The 18,839-nt window shown below is 39.0% G+C and carries 6 protein-coding genes, 2 tRNA genes, 7 rRNA genes and 1 pseudogene; 1 reads left to right on the plus strand and 15 read right to left on the minus strand.

Going from position 1 to position 18,839, the window contains the following annotated elements; all coding sequences use genetic code 11:
• Positions 1–300: 300 nt before the first annotated feature.
• The 5 genes from rrf (BTM21_RS12830) to BTM21_RS12850 all read right to left on the minus strand — a co-directional run bounded on the left by rrf (BTM21_RS12830) (position 301) and on the right by BTM21_RS12850 (position 7,396).
• Positions 301–417 (minus strand): 5S ribosomal RNA (gene rrf, locus BTM21_RS12830).
• Positions 418–530: 113 nt separating this feature from the next.
• Positions 531–3,434 (minus strand): 23S ribosomal RNA (locus BTM21_RS12835).
• Positions 3,435–3,664: 230 nt separating this feature from the next.
• Positions 3,665–5,179, minus strand: a 16S ribosomal RNA gene (locus tag BTM21_RS12840).
• Together the 16S, 23S and 5S rRNA genes form the textbook arrangement of a ribosomal RNA operon.
• Positions 5,180–5,629: 450 nt before the next feature.
• Complete coding sequence (locus tag BTM21_RS12845) at positions 5,630–6,517, minus strand: patatin-like phospholipase family protein (protein ID WP_021874668.1); 888 nt, start codon at positions 6,515–6,517, stop codon at positions 5,630–5,632.
• A 72-nt stretch (positions 6,518–6,589) separates the two neighbouring features.
• Positions 6,590–7,396, minus strand: a complete 807-nt coding sequence (locus BTM21_RS12850) for a pyruvate, water dikinase regulatory protein (RefSeq protein ID WP_096145455.1) — start codon at positions 7,394–7,396, stop codon at positions 6,590–6,592.
• 198 nt (positions 7,397–7,594) lie between these two features.
• Here BTM21_RS12850 and BTM21_RS12855 point away from each other — a divergent pair.
• Positions 7,595–8,331: pseudogene (locus BTM21_RS12855) on the plus strand (signal peptidase II).
• 93 nt (positions 8,332–8,424) lie between these two features.
• Here the strand turns inward: BTM21_RS12855 and rpsD are convergent.
• The 10 genes from rpsD to BTM21_RS12905 all read right to left on the minus strand — a co-directional run bounded on the left by rpsD (position 8,425) and on the right by BTM21_RS12905 (position 18,664).
• Positions 8,425–9,021, minus strand: a complete 597-nt coding sequence (rpsD, locus tag BTM21_RS12860; protein WP_021874665.1) for a 30S ribosomal protein S4 — start codon at positions 9,019–9,021, stop codon at positions 8,425–8,427.
• Between the two features lie 288 nt (positions 9,022–9,309).
• A tRNA-Lys gene (locus tag BTM21_RS12865) sits at positions 9,310–9,385 on the minus strand.
• Positions 9,386–9,390: 5 nt separating this feature from the next.
• Positions 9,391–9,507: ribosomal RNA gene (gene rrf, locus BTM21_RS12870) — 5S ribosomal RNA — on the minus strand.
• A gap of 306 nt (positions 9,508–9,813) precedes the next feature.
• Entirely contained in the window at positions 9,814–10,764 is a 951-nt protein-coding gene (locus BTM21_RS12875) for an L-lactate dehydrogenase (RefSeq protein ID WP_096145456.1), read from the minus strand.
• Between the two features lie 136 nt (positions 10,765–10,900).
• Positions 10,901–10,976: transfer RNA gene (locus BTM21_RS12880), tRNA-Lys, on the minus strand.
• Between the two features lie 6 nt (positions 10,977–10,982).
• Positions 10,983–11,099: ribosomal RNA gene (gene rrf, locus BTM21_RS12885) — 5S ribosomal RNA — on the minus strand.
• Between the two features lie 109 nt (positions 11,100–11,208).
• Positions 11,209–14,113: ribosomal RNA gene (locus tag BTM21_RS12890) — 23S ribosomal RNA — on the minus strand.
• 230 nt (positions 14,114–14,343) lie between these two features.
• Positions 14,344–15,858: ribosomal RNA gene (locus BTM21_RS12895) — 16S ribosomal RNA — on the minus strand.
• Positions 15,859–16,375: 517 nt separating this feature from the next.
• Complete coding sequence (glgD, locus tag BTM21_RS12900; protein ID WP_079481712.1) at positions 16,376–17,485, minus strand: glucose-1-phosphate adenylyltransferase subunit GlgD; 1,110 nt, start codon at positions 17,483–17,485, stop codon at positions 16,376–16,378.
• A gap of 18 nt (positions 17,486–17,503) precedes the next feature.
• A complete protein-coding gene (locus tag BTM21_RS12905; protein ID WP_021874659.1) occupies positions 17,504–18,664 on the minus strand; it encodes a glucose-1-phosphate adenylyltransferase in 1,161 nt (386 codons plus the stop codon).
• Between the last annotated feature and the right edge of the window lie 175 nt (positions 18,665–18,839).

Below are 18,839 nucleotides of genomic sequence, written 5' to 3' on the forward strand. Positions count from 1 at the left end.
ATATTTGAAATTATATCATAAAGGTATTATTTTTCCCATTTCTTTTGAAATACAATTATCTTCATTTTTTATTTATATCTACAATAAACTCCTACCTTTATTTGCATTATTTATTTTTTTAATTAACTGCTTATAAAATTTTTATATTATCTTGTAAAATTTTTCCTATTTAATTTAGTTTTTAATAAAATAAAAAATCATCTTCTAAATATTTATTAGAAAATGATTTTAATTTTAAGATTATTATTTTTTAAAAGAAATACAAAAAAAATAAGAGTCTAATAAGACTCTTATTTACTAACCTGGCAACGTTCTACTCTCCCACACAGTCTCCCATGCAGTACCATCGACGCTGTAGAGCTTAACTTTCCTGTTCGGAATGGGAAGGAGTGTTTCCTCTACGCCATCATCACCAGATGCATTGTCACCCCAAATCTATGATTTGGTTGGTGTAAAGCACTTAGCATAGCTAAGTTACCTTTTCAGAGATGTTCTCTGAAAATTGCACATGAATTTTTGCCATTTCGTTATTGGTCAAGCCCTCGACCTATTAGTATCAGTCAGCTAAATATGTTACCATACTTACACCTCTGACCTATCAACCTTGTGTTCTTCAAGGGGTCTTACTAGCTTATGCTATGGGAAATCTCATCTTGAGGGGGGCTTCACGCTTAGATGCTTTCAGCGTTTATCCCTTCCCGACTTAGCTACCCAGCCATGCTCTTGGCAGAACAACTGGTGCACCAGAGGTCAGTCCATCCCGGTCCTCTCGTACTAAGGACAGCTCCTCTCAAATTTCCTACGCCCGCGACGGATAGGGACCGAACTGTCTCACGACGTTCTGAACCCAGCTCGCGTGCCGCTTTAATGGGCGAACAGCCCAACCCTTGGGACCTACTACAGCCCCAGGATGCGACGAGCCGACATCGAGGTGCCAAACCTCCCCGTCGATGTGGACTCTTGGGGGAGATCAGCCTGTTATCCCCGAGGTAGCTTTTATCCGTTGAGCGATGGCCCTCCCACGAGGTACCACCGGATCACTAAGCCCGACTTTCGTCCCTGCTCCACTTGTGGGTGTCGCAGTCAGGCTCCCTTCTGCCTTTGCACTCTTCGAACGATTTCCGACCGTTCTGAGGGAACCTTTGGGCGCCTCCGTTACTTTTTAGGAGGCGACCGCCCCAGTCAAACTGCCCACCTAACAATGTCCCGTCACCAGATTCATGGCGTCCGGTTAGAACCCCAATACTGTCAGGGTGGTATCCCAAGGATGACTCCACCAAGGCTGACGCCCTAGTTTCCCAGTCTCCCACCTATCCTGTACAGACAATATCGGAATTCAATGCTAAGCTACAGTAAAGCTCTACGGGGTCTTTCCGTCCAATCGCGGGTAGCGAGCATCTTCACTCGCACTACAACTTCGCCGGATTTGCAGTTGAGACAGTGCCCAAGTCATTACGCCATTCGTGCGGGTCAGAACTTACCTGACAAGGAATTTCGCTACCTTAGGACCGTTATAGTTACGGCCGCCGTTTACTGGGGCTTAAGTTCACACCTTCGCTTGCGCTAAGTGTTCCCCTTAACCTTCCAGCACCGGGCAGGCGTCAGCCCCTATACATCAGCTTGCGCTTTAGCAGAGACCTGTGTTTTTGCTAAACAGTTGCTTGGGCCTATTCTCTGCGGCCTACTCTCGTAGGCACCCCTTCTCGCTAACTTACGGGGTCAATTTGCCTAGTTCCTTAACTGCAATTCTTCCGCTGGTCTTAGGATTCTCTCCTCATCTACCTGTGTCGGTTTGCGGTACGGGCACTACTTCTCTCTCTAGATGCTTTTCTTGGAAGCATGGAATCAGATACTTCAGCCTTTTGGCCTTCCCCATCACGCCTCAGAATTGTTGAAACGGATTTGCCTGTTTCAACTCCCTAAACGCTTAGACTAGCATTTCCAATCGCTAGCACATCCTATCCTTCTCCGTCACACCATCGATAATAACGATTGTAGTGGTATCGGAATATCAACCGATTGTCCATCGCCTACGCCTATCGGCCTCGGCTTAGGTCCCGACTAACCCTGGGCGGACGAGCCTTCCCCAGGAAACCTTAGATTTTCGACCTGTGAGATTCTCACTCACATCTCGCTACTAATGCCAACATTCTCACTCGTAATCAGTCCACCGCTCCTTACGGTACGACTTCAGCCCGATTACGACGCTCCTCTACCGCTCATCTTACGATGAGCCCGTAGCTTCGGTGGTAAGTTTGAGCCCCGGACATTTTCGGCGCAGGATCTCTCGACTAGTGAGCTATTACGCACTCTTTCAATGAGTGGCTGCTTCTAAGCCAACATCCTAGTTGTCTTAGAAATCCCACATCCTTTTCCACTTAACTTACACTTTGGGACCTTAGCTGACGATCTGGGCTTTTTCCCTTTTGACCACGGATCTTATCATTCGTAGTCTGACTGCCGGACTAATAGTATATGGCATTCGGAGTTTGATAAGGTTCGGTAAGCGATACGCCCCCTAGCCCATTCAGTGCTCTACCTCCATTACTCATATCCGACGCTAGCCCTAAAGCTATTTCGAGGAGAACCAGCTATCTCCGAGTTCGATTGGAATTTCTCCGCTATCCACAGCTCATCCCATGCTTTTTCAACAGCAACGTGGTTCGGTCCTCCACGGGGTTTTACCCCCGCTTCAACCTGGCCATGGATAGGTCACCCGGTTTCGGGTCTACGGCATGCAACTAGTCGCCCTATTAAGACTCGGTTTCCCTTCGGCTCCGTACCTTAAGTACTTAACCTTGCTACATACCGTAACTCGTTGGCTCGTTCTACAAAAAGCACGTCATCACACTCATATGGTGCTCTGACCGGTTGTAGGCACACGGTTTCAGGTTCTATTTCACTCCCCTCCCGGGGTTCTTTTCACCTTTCCCTCACGGTACTGCTTCACTATCGGTCATCAGGTAGTATTTAGCCTTGGGAGGTGGTCCTCCCTGCTTCCCACAAGGTTTCACGTGTCTCGTGGTACTCTGGATCAGAACTCTAAACCTTTCTGTTTTACCTACGTGGCTATTACACTCTATGGCCTAACTTTCCAGTTATTTTCGGTTACAAATTAGTTTATTTAATGTTCTGTCCGCAACCCCAGAGATAAATCTCTGGTTTGGGCTCTTTCCCTTTCGCTCGCCGCTACTCAGAAAATCGATTTTTCTTTCTCTTCCTCTAGGTACTTAGATGTTTCAGTTCCCTAGGTTTACCTTCCTGTAACTATTTATTCATTACAGGATACATGGGGTTTCCCATGTGAGTTCCCTCATTCGGAAATCTTCGGATCACTGGCTATGTGCGCCTACCCGAAGCTTATCGCAGCTTATCACGTCCTTCATCGGCTCCTGATGCCAAGGCATTCACCATGCGCCCTTTGTAGCTTGACCTTTACGGTTCTCTTTTTACAAAGAGTCAATTTATATCACAAAGAATATTTTTCTTGGCTTGTTGTCACTTCTCAATTAACATTTGTTAATAAAGTTGTTTTAATTCATGTGCAATTTTCAAAGAACAAAATTTTGAAGGATTTTGGTCCTTCAAAATTGAACAGAAGTTAAGATAACTCTTCTTTTGAAATATACTAGTTAATCATCTTGTTAACTAGATTTCTCCATAGAAAGGAGGTGATCCAGCCGCAGGTTCTCCTACGGCTACCTTGTTACGACTTCACCCCAATCGCTGACCCTACCTTAGGTCGCTGCCTCCTTGCGGTTAGCTCACGAACTTTGGGTATTGCCAACTCTCATGGTGTGACGGGCGGTGTGTACAAGGCCCGGGAACGTATTCACCGCGACATGCTGATTCGCGATTACTAGCAACTCCAGCTTCATGTAGGCGAGTTTCAGCCTACAATCCGAACTGAGACAAGTTTTATAGTTTAGCTCCACCTCGCGGTATTGCATCTCGTTGTACTTGCCATTGTAGCACGTGTGTAGCCCTAGACATAAGGGGCATGATGATTTGACGTCATCCCCACCTTCCTCCCGGTTAACCCGGGCAGTCTCGCTAGAGTGCTCAACTAAATGGTAGCAACTAACAATAAGGGTTGCGCTCGTTGCGGGACTTAACCCAACATCTCACGACACGAGCTGACGACAACCATGCACCACCTGTCATCCTGTCTCCGAAGAGACTTCCTCGATTAAGAGTAATGCAGGAGATGTCAAGTCTAGGTAAGGTTCTTCGCGTTGCTTCGAATTAAACCACATGCTCCGCTGCTTGTGCGGGCCCCCGTCAATTCCTTTGAGTTTTAATCTTGCGACCGTACTCCCCAGGCGGGATACTTAATGTGTTAACGGCGGCACGGAAGGAGTTGATACCTCCCACACCTAGTATCCATCGTTTACGGCGTGGACTACCAGGGTATCTAATCCTGTTTGCTCCCCACGCTTTCGAGCCTCAGCGTCAGTTACAGTCCAGAGAGTCGCCTTCGCCACTGGTGTTCTTCCTAATCTCTACGCATTTCACCGCTACACTAGGAATTCCACTCTCCTCTCCTGCACTCTAGACTTCCAGTTTGAAATGCAGCACCCAAGTTGAGCCCGGGTATTTCACATCTCACTTAAAAGTCCGCCTACGCTCCCTTTACGCCCAGTAAATCCGGACAACGCTCGCCACCTACGTATTACCGCGGCTGCTGGCACGTAGTTAGCCGTGGCTTCCTCCTCAGGTACCGTCATTATCGTCCCTGAAGACAGAGCTTTACGATCCGAAAACCTTCATCACTCACGCGGCGTTGCTGCATCAGGGTTTCCCCCATTGTGCAATATTCCCCACTGCTGCCTCCCGTAGGAGTCTGGGCCGTGTCTCAGTCCCAATGTGGCCGATCACCCTCTCAGGTCGGCTACGCATCGTCGCCTTGGTGAGCCGTTACCTCACCAACTAGCTAATGCGCCGCGGGCCCATCTTGTAGCGGATTGCTCCTTTAATTACTGCTCCATGCGAAGCTGCAATATTATGCGGTATTAATCTTCCTTTCGGAAGGCTATTCCCCTCTACAAGGCAGGTTGCCCACGTGTTACTCACCCGTCCGCCGCTAGGTTTGTTCCCGAAGGAACTCTCCTCGCTCGACTTGCATGTGTTAGGCACGCCGCCAGCGTTCGTCCTGAGCCAGGATCAAACTCTCACTAAAAAGTTTAATCTGTGCTCAAATTACTTTGAGTCTTTGTTTTAAGACTTTCAAAAGAATTGCTGGTTATTACTTAACTTTTATTCTGTTCAATTTTCAAAGACCATTTTCTTCATCGCCCTCAAGCGACTCATTTATCTTATCACTTTCAACTCTTCTTGTCAACAACTTTTTTCAAGTTATTTTCAAGTTGTTTAAGCGACTCGTTTATCTTACCACTACTTAGTTTCCTTGTCAACAAGTTTTAAAATCTTTTTTTCAAGTATTTCTGACTTGTTTCTAGTGGATGTCTTAAATACTATCATTAGTTTTAAATTATGTCAACATTATTTCTATGTTTTTTAAATTTAATTATAATTTATGAATTATATTTCGTTTTTTATGTTTTTATTTCGTCTATTAACGTATGTTATTTGTAATAAACATAAATAAGTTTATGTTTTGTAAATATATCTATTTGAACAATCTTTTTATTTTACTTATTATATTCTCTTTTGGCTTTGTATTATTATTTTCTTCTATATCTAAGTACCTAATTAATTTTACCATTGGATTTATAAGATTTATTGTATCTTCATATCCAATAGCCATTCTCTCCTTAGCTATTTTAGAATCAAATTCTAAAACTCCATTAATAGCTCCGTCTTCAATTATGCTAGGTATAATTTCTATTATATCTGCTTTCTTAAACTCTCTTTTATCTATTTCACTAATCTTTGATAAATGAACTATTATTATTATGTCACAATTTTCTTCATAGATTGCTTTTATAGGTACATTATCAACTATTCCTCCATCTAAATATTCTCCATCTTCAACCTTTTGCTTATCGTATATTATTGGTATAGCCGATGTTGCTAGTAATATATTTTTTATTTCATCAATATTATAGTCATTAATTAAAAAGTATTTAGCTTTTAAACTTTCAATATCTGTGCAAGTTATATAGCATCTAATTTTCGAATTATTAATAAAGGATAGATCTAATTTATCTATAATCTTATTTAGACCTTCTCTGGAAATATTACCTCCCGATATAATCTTAGGCATATGTTTTTTTATAAATTTTATATTTTTCATTCCTACATCTAGTAGTGTCTTTCGTATTTTAAGATCTATCTCATTAATAGGTAATATTTCATTTGAATTTATAGTGTTCCAAACTTCTTCTGCTAACTCAATATTTCCATTCATAAATAGTATTGAATTTAAGGCTCCTATCGATGTACCTGATATAACTTTTATATGTTTATCTATCTTCAATTCCTTTAATGCCTTCCAAACTCCAATTTGATATGCTCCTCTAGCCCCTCCACCAGATAATACTAACCCTATTCTCAAGATAAATTCCCCCTTCTATAAAAAAATATAAAAATAGTGGTATAGAATTAATTCCGTACCACTTTATTATCTCTATTTATTATCATGACCTAAATCTTTTATAATTATTAATGCTGTATCCTCAATCGCTCTTTGTGTAACATCAATTGTTTTGCATCCTAGTTTTCTCATAATTCTATCTGAGAATTCAAACTCCTCTAGTATTCTTGCATCACTTGCATACTCTATATCTGCTGGTATTCTATGAAATTTATCTAATCTACGCTTTCTAATCTCTATTAATTGTAATGGATTTATAACAAGTCCAAACACTTTCTTTTTATCTATTTCATATATTTCTTCTGGAACTCCAACTTCAGGTACTAAAGGAATATTTATAGCCTTAATCCCCTTATTCGCTAAATACATACATAATGGAGTTTTAGAAGTTCTTGATAACCCAACTAAAACTACATCAGCATTTTTTAATCCCCTATAATCCTTACTATCATCATATTGCATAGCAAATTCCATAGCTTCAATCCTTTTAAAATAAACTTCATCAGTTTTCCACATTGCTCCTGGATTATAATTAGGAATTTTATTTATTATTGTTGACGCAACATTTATTATTGGTCCTAATACATTTAATACAGATATATTCTTTTCAGCACCTTTTTGGGTTAAATATTCTCTAACATTTACTGTTATTATAGTAGATACCACCATAACTCTCTCGCAAAGCTCTATTTCTTTAATTAGTTCTTCTACATCTTCTAAGGTTTTTATATAAGGTACCCTTTTTACCTCTACATCATTCCCAAATTGACTTGCTGCTGCAACTGCTACTTGTTCAGCTGTTTCTCCTATAGAATCTGAAACTGCAAAAATAGTTAACATTCTAATACCCTCCTCATTAGTCTAGAAATTATTAATATTATTTTTCTAATTATTATTAATATTCTCAAAATACCATTTTCTTAATTATACCAATATTTTTAACAAATTGTTATACCTATATGAATTTATATGGCATATATGATAAAATCTTTATATTGTGATACTTTTTTGTATAGGAGGGGTTTTATGAGACGAAAAATAAATCACGAGAAACTACTAACCATTTCATTACTTCCTGCCATGTGGTTAATTTATTTTTTATTTGAAATAATTACAGGAAGAGTAAAAGATTCTTATACGTTTATACTCAATCTATCACTTATATTTGTATTTGCATTTACTGGATGGATTATATATTATTTTTCACAAAAATATTCTAAAGGTATAAACTCTAAGAGGCTTTTTTTATATTTTTTATATTAATGTTATTAGATCAAGGAATTAAAATAATAATTAAGTTTTTCTTTTTTGAAAAATACTTTGAAATAATACCTAACTTTCTATCTTTTAATCCTATAATTAATTCTGATGGTTCATGGCTTAATGCTAGATTTGGTGCTGGGGTAAGCTTTCCACTTCTTATAATAATAAATATACTTGCTCTTATTATCTTTATAGAAGTATATAGATACTTTCTATCTAAAGGTACAAAAAACTTTTGGAGTGACTTATGTTTCTTATTCATATTCTGTGGAGCTCTTTGTTCATTAATAGATAAGGTATTCTACGGAGGTAGTTTAGATTTCATTGGTATTAGTAATTTATTTGTAGCTGACATAAAAGATATTTATATTAATATTGGAATTTTATTTTTTATTATGTGTGTTTATACGAGTGGTTATTTATCTGATGAAGAAGATACTAGCTTAAAAGAAGATATAGACGGAATAAAAAGATTTTTATCATTTATAAAAAAAGATCTATTTAAAATTTAAAAATAAAGTCCGTTACAAAATCATTTTGTAACGGACTTTTTTTAGTTGGCAAAATATACTTTAATTTGAGAAGGTATGTAAATAATAGCTACGTTATCTTGAATAGAATTCTACTATTAGATTTTCATTGATCTGAATCGGAATTTCTTCTCTTTGAGGTAGTCTTATATATGAGCCTTTTAAATTTTCTACATCCTTACTTATATAAGGTAAAGTATTACTACTGTTACTTTGCATAATCTCTACAAAATTAGAAATCTTTCTTGATTTCTCTCTTAATGATATTTCATCACCTGGTACTAGTTTATATGATGGAATGTCTACCTTATTTCCATTAACAAGAAGATGTCCATGTGTAACCATTTGTCTTGCAGCTCTAATTGAGTTTGCAAATCCCATTCTATACACCATATTATCTAGTCTAGATTCTAATCTAATAAGTAGAGCTTCACCTGTAGTAATCCCTTTTTCATTAAACGCATTCTGAACATATCTTTCGAATTGTTTTTCTAAGACGCCATAATAAGCTCTTAATCTTTGTTTTTCTAATAATCTAACTCCATACTCTGATAACTTTTTATCTGCTCTGCTAGTCCCCTTAATGGCACGGTCCATTGCTTTGGGATGACCAACAACATTTAAACCAAGTCTTCTGCACATTTTAAAACGTGGTCTTCTATCTCTAGCCATTGTTTACCTCCTTTTTAAATTAAACTATGAGGTAAGTTTAACATATATCTTTTCTTATTGAAAATGATTATCAGTATCATATTTTATGTTTTAAGCGAATTATTTTCATATCTCTCATTATTTTAAGTTTTTACTCCATTTAATATATTATTTCAATTTTTATACTTTATAAAATAAAGAAGCCACCTACGCAAACAATTTAAAAAATAATTTGCGAGATAGCTTCTTTTTATATATTATGCTAAGCAAGTTCCTATTAAAAAATCACTTCTTACGAAGTGATTTTTGTGGTGGCTTACCGGGGAATCGAACCCCGGACACCTTGATTAAAAGTCAAGTGCTCTACCGACTGAGCTAGTAAACCATATGACCTGGCAACGTTCTACTCTCCCACACAGTCTCCCATGCAGTACCATCGACGCTGTAAAGCTTAACTGTCCTGTTCGGAATGGGAAGGAGTGTTTCCTTTACGCCATCATCACCAGATATTTTGCTCTCAACAAGATATAAGTATATAGACTTTTAGTTAATATGTCAACACTTTTTATAAAAAAACTTTTAACTTTTTTATTTTTTATTTAATAACTACCCATAAAAGGTAAATTTATCACTATTATAGCCAAATTTTAAGGTCAAAAATTGTATTTTTAAGTTTTATATCAAATTTACTCTATCCACAATTTGATGATTTTTTTATCCACACTGTTTATAACTTTTAAGTATATATGTTAATAACTTTAATATAAAAAGAGTATACAACCTAATATTTAATTGCATACTCTTCTAAAATCTCTAATAACCTAACTTAGTTATATATTCTCTTATAATATTATTGGAGTTTTTAAATTTCTCTAATTCTTCTTTAGTTAAATCTAACTCAACAACTTCTTTAACACCAGTACCATTTAATACTGCTGGAACTCCTGTAAATACATTAGCCTCCCCATATTCACCATCTAACAATGTAGAAACTGGCATAATCTTATTTTCATCATTTAATATAGCCTTAATTATAGCCACCGTTGATGTTGCTATTGCATAATATGTTGTTCCTTTTCTATTATAGACTTCCCATCCAGCTTTCGCTGTATCTAAAACTAGTTTATCTAAGTCTACATCCCCAACTCTATCCTTATTATCTTCTATAACCTTATTAAAAGGCTTTCCACCTACATATATATGAGACCATGGTACCATTTGAGAATCACCATGCTCACCCATTGAATATCCCTGAACACTTCTAGGATCTACATTTAATAAATCACCTATAAAATTCTTTAATCTAGCAGAATCAACTGATGTTCCTGTTCCAATTACATGACTTTTAGGTAATCCTGATAATTTATATACATGATATGCTATTATATCTACTGGATTTGATATTATAATAAAATGACCTTTAAAACCACTCTCCATTATAGGATCTACTATAGATTTAGCTATTTTAGCAGATAAATCTAATGAATCTAATCTAGTTTGCCCTTGTTTTGGAGGTGCTCCTACTGTTATAACTACTATATCAACATCTCCACATTCTTTATAGGTTCCTCTTTTCACTTTTGTATTTCTATTTAGATATTCTATGCAATGATTTAAATCCATCACTTCACCAAGGGCTTTTTCTTCATTTATATCTATCATTAATATCTCTTCACAAACCCCTTGTGTTATTAAACTAAAGGCTGTACTCGAACCTACTAACCCTGTTCCTATTATAGCTACCTTTCTTGTTTTTAATGGCATAACCTAATCCTCCGTTGTAAATATATATTCTCATATTTATTATATATTTTTTTCCTTTATATTGAAATAAAATTACTTTAAACAGATAAATTTTTATACAACAAAAAATCCTAGACTTAAAGTCTAGGATTTAAATTGGTGCGTCATCAGGGATTCGAACCCGGGACACCCTGATTAAGAGTCAGGTGCTCTACCAACTGAGCTAATAACGCATATTAACCTGGCGACGTTCTACTCTCCCACACAGTCTCCCGTGCAGTACCATCGACGCTGTAGAGCTTAACTTTCCTGTTCGGAATGGGAAGGAGTGTTTCCTCTACGCCATCATCACCAGATATACTGCTACCAAATCTAAAATTTGGCTTATATAAAGTACTTAGATATGCTAAGTTACCTTTTCAGATGTTCTCTGAAAATTGCACATGAATTTTTGCCATTTCGTTATTGGTCAAGCCCTCGACCTATTAGTATCAGTCAGCTAAATATGTTACCACACTTACACCTCTGACCTATCAACCTTGTGTTCTTCAAGGGGTCTTACTAGCTTATGCTATGGGAAATCTCATCTTGAGGGGGGCTTCACGCTTAGATGCTTTCAGCGTTTATCCCTTCCCGACTTAGCTACCCAGCCATGCTCTTGGCAGAACAACTGGTGCACCAGAGGTCAGTCCATCCCGGTCCTCTCGTACTAAGGACAGCTCCTCTCAAATTTCCTACGCCCGCGACGGATAGGGACCGAACTGTCTCACGACGTTCTGAACCCAGCTCGCGTGCCGCTTTAATGGGCGAACAGCCCAACCCTTGGGACCTACTACAGCCCCAGGATGCGACGAGCCGACATCGAGGTGCCAAACCTCCCCGTCGATGTGGACTCTTGGGGGAGATCAGCCTGTTATCCCCGAGGTAGCTTTTATCCGTTGAGCGATGGCCCTCCCACGAGGTACCACCGGATCACTAAGCCCGACTTTCGTCCCTGCTCCACTTGTGGGTGTCGCAGTCAGGCTCCCTTCTGCCTTTGCACTCTTCGAACGATTTCCGACCGTTCTGAGGGAACCTTTGGGCGCCTCCGTTACTTTTTAGGAGGCGACCGCCCCAGTCAAACTGCCCACCTAACAATGTCCCGTCACCAGATTCATGGCGTCCGGTTAGAACCCCAATACTGTCAGGGTGGTATCCCAAGGATGACTCCACCAAGGCTGACGCCCTAGTTTCCCAGTCTCCCACCTATCCTGTACAGACAATATCGGAATTCAATGCTAAGCTACAGTAAAGCTCTACGGGGTCTTTCCGTCCAATCGCGGGTAGCGAGCATCTTCACTCGCACTACAACTTCGCCGGATTTGCAGTTGAGACAGTGCCCAAGTCATTACGCCATTCGTGCGGGTCAGAACTTACCTGACAAGGAATTTCGCTACCTTAGGACCGTTATAGTTACGGCCGCCGTTTACTGGGGCTTAAGTTCACACCTTCGCTTGCGCTAAGTGTTCCCCTTAACCTTCCAGCACCGGGCAGGCGTCAGCCCCTATACATCAGCTTGCGCTTTAGCAGAGACCTGTGTTTTTGCTAAACAGTTGCTTGGGCCTATTCTCTGCGGCCTACTCTCGTAGGCACCCCTTCTCGCTAACTTACGGGGTCAATTTGCCTAGTTCCTTAACTGCAATTCTTCCGCTGGTCTTAGGATTCTCTCCTCATCTACCTGTGTCGGTTTGCGGTACGGGCACTACTTCTCTCTCTAGATGCTTTTCTTGGAAGCATGGAATCAGATACTTCAGCCTTTTGGCCTTCCCCATCACGCCTCAGAATTGTTGAAACGGATTTGCCTGTTTCAACTCCCTAAACGCTTAGACTAGCATTTCCAATCGCTAGCACATCCTATCCTTCTCCGTCACACCATCGATAATAACGATTGTAGTGGTATCGGAATATCAACCGATTGTCCATCGCCTACGCCTATCGGCCTCGGCTTAGGTCCCGACTAACCCTGGGCGGACGAGCCTTCCCCAGGAAACCTTAGATTTTCGACCTGTGAGATTCTCACTCACATCTCGCTACTAATGCCAACATTCTCACTCGTAATCAGTCCACCGCTCCTTACGGTACGACTTCAGCCCGATTACGACGCTCCTCTACCGCTCATCTTACGATGAGCCCGTAGCTTCGGTGGTAAGTTTGAGCCCCGGACATTTTCGGCGCAGGATCTCTCGACTAGTGAGCTATTACGCACTCTTTCAATGAGTGGCTGCTTCTAAGCCAACATCCTAGTTGTCTTAGAAATCCCACATCCTTTTCCACTTAACTTACACTTTGGGACCTTAGCTGACGATCTGGGCTTTTTCCCTTTTGACCACGGATCTTATCATTCGTAGTCTGACTGCCGGACTAATAGTATATGGCATTCGGAGTTTGATAAGGTTCGGTAAGCGATACGCCCCCTAGCCCATTCAGTGCTCTACCTCCATTACTCATATCCGACGCTAGCCCTAAAGCTATTTCGAGGAGAACCAGCTATCTCCGAGTTCGATTGGAATTTCTCCGCTATCCACAGCTCATCCCATGCTTTTTCAACAGCAACGTGGTTCGGTCCTCCACGGGATTTTACCCCCGCTTCAACCTGGCCATGGATAGGTCACCCGGTTTCGGGTCTACGGCATGCAACTAGTCGCCCTATTAAGACTCGGTTTCCCTTCGGCTCCGTACCTTAAGTACTTAACCTTGCTACATACCGTAACTCGTTGGCTCGTTCTACAAAAAGCACGTCATCACACTCATATGGTGCTCTGACCGGTTGTAGGCACACGGTTTCAGGTTCTATTTCACTCCCCTCCCGGGGTTCTTTTCACCTTTCCCTCACGGTACTGCTTCACTATCGGTCATCAGGTAGTATTTAGCCTTGGGAGGTGGTCCTCCCTGCTTCCCACAAGGTTTCACGTGTCTCGTGGTACTCTGGATCAGAACTTAGTTATTATAATTTTTACCTACGTGGCTATTACACTCTATGGCCTAACTTTCCAGTTATTTTCAGTTAATTATAACTTCCCGTTAATGTTCTGTCCGCAACCCCAGAGATAAATCTCTGGTTTGGGCTCTTTCCCTTTCGCTCGCCGCTACTCAGAAAATCGATTTTTCTTTCTCTTCCTCTAGGTACTTAGATGTTTCAGTTCCCTAGGTTTACCTTCCTGTAACTATTTATTCATTACAGGATACATGGGGTTTCCCATGTGAGTTCCCTCATTCGGAAATCTCCGGATCACTGGCTATGTGCGCCTACCCGAAGCTTATCGCAGCTTATCACGTCCTTCATCGGCTCCTGATGCCAAGGCATTCACCATGCGCCCTTTGTAGCTTGACCTTTACGGTTCTCTTTTTACAAAGAGTCAATTTATATCACAAAGAATATTTTTCTTGGCTTGTTGTCACTTCTCAATTAACATTTGTTAATAAAGTTGTTTTAATTCATGTGCAATTTTCAAAGAACAAAATTTTGAAGGATTTTGGTCCTTCAAAATTGAACAGAAGTTAAGATAACTCTTCTTTTGAAATATACTAGTTAATCATCTTGTTAACTAGATTTCTCCATAGAAAGGAGGTGATCCAGCCGCAGGTTCTCCTACGGCTACCTTGTTACGACTTCACCCCAATCGCTGACCCTACCTTAGGTCGCTGCCTCCTTGCGGTTAGCTCACGAACTTTGGGTATTGCCAACTCTCATGGTGTGACGGGCGGTGTGTACAAGGCCCGGGAACGTATTCACCGCGACATGCTGATTCGCGATTACTAGCAACTCCAGCTTCATGTAGGCGAGTTTCAGCCTACAATCCGAACTGAGACAAGTTTTATAGTTTAGCTCCACCTCGCGGTATTGCATCTCGTTGTACTTGCCATTGTAGCACGTGTGTAGCCCTAGACATAAGGGGCATGATGATTTGACGTCATCCCCACCTTCCTCCCGGTTAACCCGGGCAGTCTCGCTAGAGTGCTCAACTAAATGGTAGCAACTAACAATAAGGGTTGCGCTCGTTGCGGGACTTAACCCAACATCTCACGACACGAGCTGACGACAACCATGCACCACCTGTCATCCTGTCTCCGAAGAGACTTCCTCGATTAAGAGTAATGCAGGAGATGTCAAGTCTAGGTAAGGTTCTTCGCGTTGCTTCGAATTAAACCACATGCTCCGCTGCTTGTGCGGGCCCCCGTCAATTCCTTTGAGTTTTAATCTTGCGACCGTACTCCCCAGGCGGGATACTTAATGTGTTAACGGCGGCACGGAAGGAGTTGATACCTCCCACACCTAGTATCCATCGTTTACGGCGTGGACTACCAGGGTATCTAATCCTGTTTGCTCCCCACGCTTTCGAGCCTCAGCGTCAGTTACAGTCCAGAGAGTCGCCTTCGCCACTGGTGTTCTTCCTAATCTCTACGCATTTCACCGCTACACTAGGAATTCCACTCTCCTCTCCTGCACTCTAGACTTCCAGTTTGAAATGCAGCACCCAAGTTGAGCCCGGGTATTTCACATCTCACTTAAAAGTCCGCCTACGCTCCCTTTACGCCCAGTAAATCCGGACAACGCTCGCCACCTACGTATTACCGCGGCTGCTGGCACGTAGTTAGCCGTGGCTTCCTCCTCAGGTACCGTCATTATCGTCCCTGAAGACAGAGCTTTACGATCCGAAAACCTTCATCACTCACGCGGCGTTGCTGCATCAGGGTTTCCCCCATTGTGCAATATTCCCCACTGCTGCCTCCCGTAGGAGTCTGGGCCGTGTCTCAGTCCCAATGTGGCCGATCACCCTCTCAGGTCGGCTACGCATCGTCGCCTTGGTGAGCCGTTACCTCACCAACTAGCTAATGCGCCGCGGGCCCATCTTGTAGCGGATTGCTCCTTTAATTACTGCTCCATGCGAAGCTGCAATATTATGCGGTATTAATCTTCCTTTCGGAAGGCTATTCCCCTCTACAAGGCAGGTTGCCCACGTGTTACTCACCCGTCCGCCGCTAGGTTTGTTCCCGAAGGAACTCTCCTCGCTCGACTTGCATGTGTTAGGCACGCCGCCAGCGTTCGTCCTGAGCCAGGATCAAACTCTCACTAAAAAGTTTAATCTGTGCTCAAATTACTTTGAGTCTTTGTTTTAAGACTTTCAAAAGAATTGCTGGTTATACTTAACTTTTATTCTGTTCAATTTTCAAAGACCATTTTCTTCATCGCCCTCAAGCGACTCATTTATCTTATCACTTTTCAAATCTCTTGTCAACAACTTTTTTCAGAAGTTTTATTAGAAACTTTCAAAGGATTTTTTGTGTCTCAACAATGTTGCTGAGCACATGACTTATAATACTACCTATCCCCTATTAATTCATATGTAAACTTGCCTTTAATATAAATTTATACCTATATTAACTATATAATTCTACATTTTCCTCTATTTTTCATCTACTGATACACCTGGAAGAGTTATCAGTTTTATATTTAATAGTCTGAATTTTACTCATATTTTGCTTGTTTAAATAATACTTCTACACCTTCAATAAACCATTATATATACTTTAAAGTAACTTTTATAAAAAATAGCCCTACAACTTAGTGTAAAGCTACTTTAATAAACTAATCTTATACTATTGATTTTTCTTTTTCTATAATTATAGGTAAATTACCGTCTCCTATAATATTGTTATTACTATTTATTAAAGAGCCTTTATGAGTAATTACATTTTTCATAATTACATTATTGCCTATATCTGTATTTTGCATAATAACACAATTTTCAAGAATTGTTCCTTTACCTATGTTAACCTTTCTTCCAATAATACAATTTTTCACAGTACCTTCTATATACGATCCATTTGCAATTATAGAATTATTAACACAACTATCTTCTGTATATCTTGTTGGAAACTCATCTTGAATTTTAGTATATATAGGTGGGTTTTTATAAAACAACTCTTTACTTATATGTTTATCTAAAAAACTTAAACTTGCATTAAAATATGCTCTTGTAGAATTTATACATGCTAAGTATCCTTTAAACTCAAAAGCCCCAACGTTTAAATTATTTAAATTCTGTCTTATAAACTCCTTTACCTTTCTATACATTCCACTTTTTATTCCTTCATAAGCTATTTCCATAAATAAATCTGTTCTCATTATATACATTTCCATATCTATATTAGAAATAGATTCTTTTCCTATATTCTTTTTAATATTAACTACTCTATTTTTATTATTTATATTTAAAATTCCACAATCTATGAAATTATTATTTGCATCATTAACTTTTTTATAAACTACAGTTACATCATTATCTGATTTTTTATGATAATTAATCAAATCCTTATAGCTAATATTGCATATCATATATGCTGGAGCAATTAACACATATCTTTTTTTACTTTTTTTAATGAATTCTATGTTATTTACAAAATTATGGACATCATCATAAATTGGATCTTCATCTCCAAAATTAAAAATTCTTAATCCATCCTTCTTTCTATGAAGATCCCATGGTCTACCATTAGATAAATGATCAATTAATGATCTTGATTTATTTTTTGTAAATACTCCTATAGCTTCCATTCCTGAATTAGTCATATTGGATAATATGAAGTCTATAATTCTATATCGTCCCGCTATTGGTATAGACGCCAATACTCTATTAGTCACTAAATCGCCCATTTTACTATCATTTTCATCTAAGTTTATTATGCCTAAACAACCGTTCATGCACTCTCCCCCTTAATATTATAGTGATTCCGCTGGCTCTAAAGTTGTCCCGTTTTTTAATTCTTCATTTGCCGCTATAACTGCTATCTTATCCCCATCCCCAATTATACAGCCTTTTCTTATTATCGCATTGCTTCCAATTATAGATTTATCTATAATTACGTTGTTTCCTATTTTAGTATCTGGCATAATTACTGAATTTTTAATTGTAGTATTTTTCCCTACATATACACCTTGAAATAATATTGAATCTTCTACAGTCCCATATACTGTGCAACCTTCTACTATTAATGAATTTTTTACGTTTGCTTCTTTACCTATATACTGAGCTGGTCTTACTGGATTATTAGAATATATTTTCCAGTCATTATCATAAAGATTTAAATCATTTTCTCTTTTTAATAAATCCATATTAGCTTCCCATAAGCTTTCTATAGTACCTACATCCTTCCAATAGCCCTTAAATGGATATGCTACCATCCTCTTTTTATTTCTTAACATCCTAGGTATTATGTTCTTACCAAAATCATTACTTGACTCTCTATCTTTTTCATCTTCTTTTAAAAATTGTTTTAATACCTTCCAATTAAAAATGTATATCCCCATAGATGCGTTGGTACTCTTAGGATTTTCTGGCTTCTCTTCAAATTCATATATTGATAGATCTTCTCTTGTATTCATTATTCCAAATCTATTTGCTTCTTCTAATGGTACGTTTATGACAGCAATAGTTGCATCTGCTTCTTTTGACTTATGAAACTCTAACATTTTATCATAATCCATTTTATAGATATGATCTCCTGATAATATCAAAACATATTCTGGTTCATATCTATCTATATATTCAATGTTTTGATAAATTGCATTTGCAGTTCCTTTATACCAAGCTCCTCCTTTTTCATGTTGATATGGTGGTAATATATTAACTCCACCATCTCTTCTATCTAAATCCCAAGGTGCCCCTATTCCTATATGTGCATTTAGATCTAATGGCTTATATTGGGTTAATACACCAACTGTATATATCCCAGAGTTGGAACAATTACTTAATGGAAAATCTATAATTCTATATTTCCCACCAAATGGTACTGCTGGCTTTGCTAATTTTTTAGTTAATACGCCTAATCTTGAGCCTTGTCCACCTGCTAGAATCATCGCAACCATTTCTTTTTTACTCATATAATCCTATACTCCCTCCTTACCATCTTATACAGATTAAATTTCTATAATTATCTTTCCTTATATACCTATGTGTTTAAATTCTCATATATGTTAAGTATATTAATAATTATTTTATTTTTTATAAAAACAAAAGAGCATTAGTAATAACATTACTAACACTCTCTTATTTTTG

Source organism: Clostridium chauvoei, assembly GCF_002327185.1.
GTDB lineage: Bacteria > Bacillota > Clostridia > Clostridiales > Clostridiaceae > Clostridium > Clostridium chauvoei.

Coding starts and splice junctions, on each gene's coding strand:
- BTM21_RS12875 (WP_096145456.1), bottom strand. CDS start 10,764: ATGCCATTAAAAACAAGAAAGGTAGCTATAATAGGAACAGGGTTAGTA.
- BTM21_RS12850 (WP_096145455.1), bottom strand. CDS start 7,396: ATGTTAACTATTTTTGCAGTTTCAGATTCTATAGGAGAAACAGCTGAA.
- BTM21_RS12905 (WP_021874659.1), bottom strand. CDS start 18,664: ATGAGTAAAAAAGAAATGGTTGCGATGATTCTAGCAGGTGGACAAGGC.
- glgD (WP_079481712.1), bottom strand. CDS start 17,485: ATGAACGGTTGTTTAGGCATAATAAACTTAGATGAAAATGATAGTAAA.
- rpsD (WP_021874665.1), bottom strand. CDS start 9,021: ATGGCTAGAGATAGAAGACCACGTTTTAAAATGTGCAGAAGACTTGGT.